This is a genomic window from Thiorhodococcus mannitoliphagus, assembly GCF_010915725.1.
In the GTDB taxonomy this organism is placed as follows: Bacteria; Pseudomonadota; Gammaproteobacteria; order Chromatiales; family Chromatiaceae; genus Thiorhodococcus; species Thiorhodococcus mannitoliphagus.
Genome location: NZ_JAAIJR010000285.1, coordinates 1 through 2,364 on the forward strand (window position 1 = coordinate 1; position 2,364 = coordinate 2,364).

Annotated in this window: 4 protein-coding genes; 3 read left to right on the plus strand and 1 reads right to left on the minus strand. The window is 57.6% G+C overall.

Going from position 1 to position 2,364, the window contains the following annotated elements; all coding sequences use genetic code 11:
- Positions 1 to 373: 373 nt before the first annotated feature.
- Positions 374 to 1,378, minus strand: a complete 1,005-nt coding sequence (locus G3480_RS26170; RefSeq protein ID WP_164657131.1) for a GDP-mannose 4,6-dehydratase — start codon at positions 1,376 to 1,378, stop codon at positions 374 to 376.
- Positions 1,379 to 1,534: 156 nt separating this feature from the next.
- On the opposite strand from G3480_RS26170, the gene G3480_RS29660 reads away from it, so the two are divergent.
- From G3480_RS29660 to G3480_RS26180, 3 genes are all read left to right on the plus strand, one after another.
- Complete coding sequence (locus G3480_RS29660) at positions 1,535 to 1,672, plus strand: IS1/IS1595 family N-terminal zinc-binding domain-containing protein (protein WP_420824644.1); 138 nt, start codon at positions 1,535 to 1,537, stop codon at positions 1,670 to 1,672.
- 221 nt (positions 1,673 to 1,893) lie between these two features.
- A complete protein-coding gene (locus tag G3480_RS26175) occupies positions 1,894 to 2,106 on the plus strand; it encodes a hypothetical protein (protein WP_164657132.1) in 213 nt (70 codons plus the stop codon).
- Positions 2,107 to 2,108: 2 nt separating this feature from the next.
- On the plus strand, positions 2,109 to 2,345 hold the full coding sequence (locus G3480_RS26180) for a hypothetical protein (RefSeq protein ID WP_164657133.1): 237 nt from the start codon (positions 2,109 to 2,111) through the stop codon (positions 2,343 to 2,345).
- Positions 2,346 to 2,364: the final 19 nt, after the last annotated feature.

Consider the following 2,364-nt stretch of genomic DNA (forward strand, 5'->3'; position numbering starts at 1 on the left):
CACCAATCGAAAGCGGCTTTTTCAGAGAGTGTACCTCGGCCTGCACGGATACGCCCTTTTCGGCTAGTCGATGCTTATAAATCCGTCACTTAAGTCTCATTTACTCAGCATCATTTCGAAGCTTCTGTGTTCGGATAATTCGAGTCTAAGCACCTGTTATAAAATAATTTTCTCGATCACCTGAATTCCGGGAGAGGCAGAGGCTTGGCTTGAAAACGGCAGAGCCCGCATCAACCCGCGTCTAGCGAGACAGCGCCATCGAGCGCGGGCTGTTGCGAACCGCGATCCGTCTAAAAGAGTCGGGAGGTGCGATGAACACCAAGATCAAACCCGTGGAAATCCAGCCGCTCGTGAACGAATACATTGGCCATGATCAAGCGGATCCTTCGGATGCATTATTTGCGAGCGACCTCACCTCGGCGTCGGTCATTTCGCGGATGAGTTCCTCGAACGGGGTCGTCGCGGACCAGCCGAGTTGTGCCTTGGCTTTGCTTGGGTCTCCCACGAGATGGAGCGGCTCTGCCGGGCGCATAAAATGCGCGTCGAACCGCACGAACCCTTGCCAATCGAGATCCACGGCGGCAAACGCGGCCTCAATGACATCTTGGACACGGTGAAGCTTCCCCGTGGCGAAGATGTAATCGTCAGGCATCTCATGCGTGAGCGCAAGCCACATCCCCCGCACATAGTCCCGAGCATGCCCCCAATCGCGTTGGGCGCTAGTATCCCCCAACGACAGCTCTTTTTGCCGATTGAGCTTGATCGCTGCGGCGGCCCGACAGATCTTGCGCGTCACGAAATTCTCGCCGCGCCTAGGGGATTCATGGTTGTAGAGAATCCCATTCACCATGAAGAGGCCATGGCTCTCGCGATAGACGCGCACCAGCTGGGTCGCAAAGCCCTTAGCACAGCCATAGGGATTGACGGGTGCGATCGGCGTCTCCTCGGTTTGCGGACTATGGACTGGCCGACCGAAGATCTCGCTCGAGGTGGCATGGAAGAAGCGAGGAGGCTCCGGCAGGTCGCGTACGATCTCGAGCAAACGCAAGGTCCCCATCGCGGTGAACTCGCACGTCGTCTCAGGAATTTCGAAGCTCAGCCCGACGTGGCTCTGCCCGGCAAGGTGATAGAGTTCCTGCGGCTGAACCCGCCCGAGGACGCGCCGAAGCGTCGTGGGGTCGTCGAGATCTGCATAATGCAAGAACAGCTGCTCATTGTAGACAGAGGGATCCGCGTAGAGATGGGCAAGACGGCTCCTTTCGAGCGTACTCGTGCGCCGCACCGAGCCATGGACCTCGTAGCCTTGCTCAAGCAACAGCTCAGCCAGGTAGGATCCGTCCTGACCGGTAATCCCAGTGATGAATGCCTTTTTCGTCACAAGTCTTCTTCCGTCAAAGTTTCAGGGCCATCGGCTGCGCGTCATGAGTTCAGACACGCAGCTCTCCACGGAAACGAGCAGCCAGCCTCAGCCAAGGTCGAAACCGACCATATCGCGGCGGGTAGTGCCCTTATGTATAGGATGAAAAGTTAAGAAATGTGCCGTCCAACGTGTGACTCAAATAGAATCGTTATGAATGGCATCAATGCCACCGGAAAGCAAAATCATCGGTGCCAAGATTGCGGCAAGGCGGGTGCAACCCGCCTCCCGCGCCCTTTATTCTACCCCCATTGAAAGCTGAGTCTGCTACAGCTCCCGCTAGCGAGGGTGTAGACAGCGGCCCGGTGAAGAGTCAGTCTCTGTGAAATGCTACAACAGCGCAGAGCCCAGAATGAACACCCACAACACCCACAGTCCAGTCAGCGCAATCAACACCCAGGAGCTGTTCGGTCAATTGCAAGAGACGGTGAATTTTCTGCACGCAAGCGTTCGAGACCGGGCGTGGAGCGCATGAGGTGGAGGAAGGGCTGTGGAGGCGGATGCTCGAACTGGGGCGTTGCGCCGATGGATCTTGGTTAGGGCTGTTTGGCTCGGGGGATGCTGGCGAGACCCTCGTGGGTGCGGACGGGCGCACCTTGAAGCGGCTTGAGCCGTTGCATCGACGCGAAGACCAGAGCGTGTTCGGTCCGTTTGAGCTGGAACGCGCCGTCTATGGGATGCGCGCCTGAATTTGACTCAGTGCAAGACCTCCTACCTGTTACAAGACTGGGAGCAGCGTCTCACCGTCGAGGTGCCTTTCGCGACCGTCAGCGCGACCCTGGATCGGATCCTGGGCTTTCCCCGGTCGGTCTACACGCTGGAGCGTCACCAGCAGGACATGGCTGAGTATTCCGGCCGAATCCGGACACCTATTCCGATCCAAACCGGACACCAATCCGACGTCAAAGCGGACAGCATTCCGAGCTGAAAGCGGACACTGATCCGAC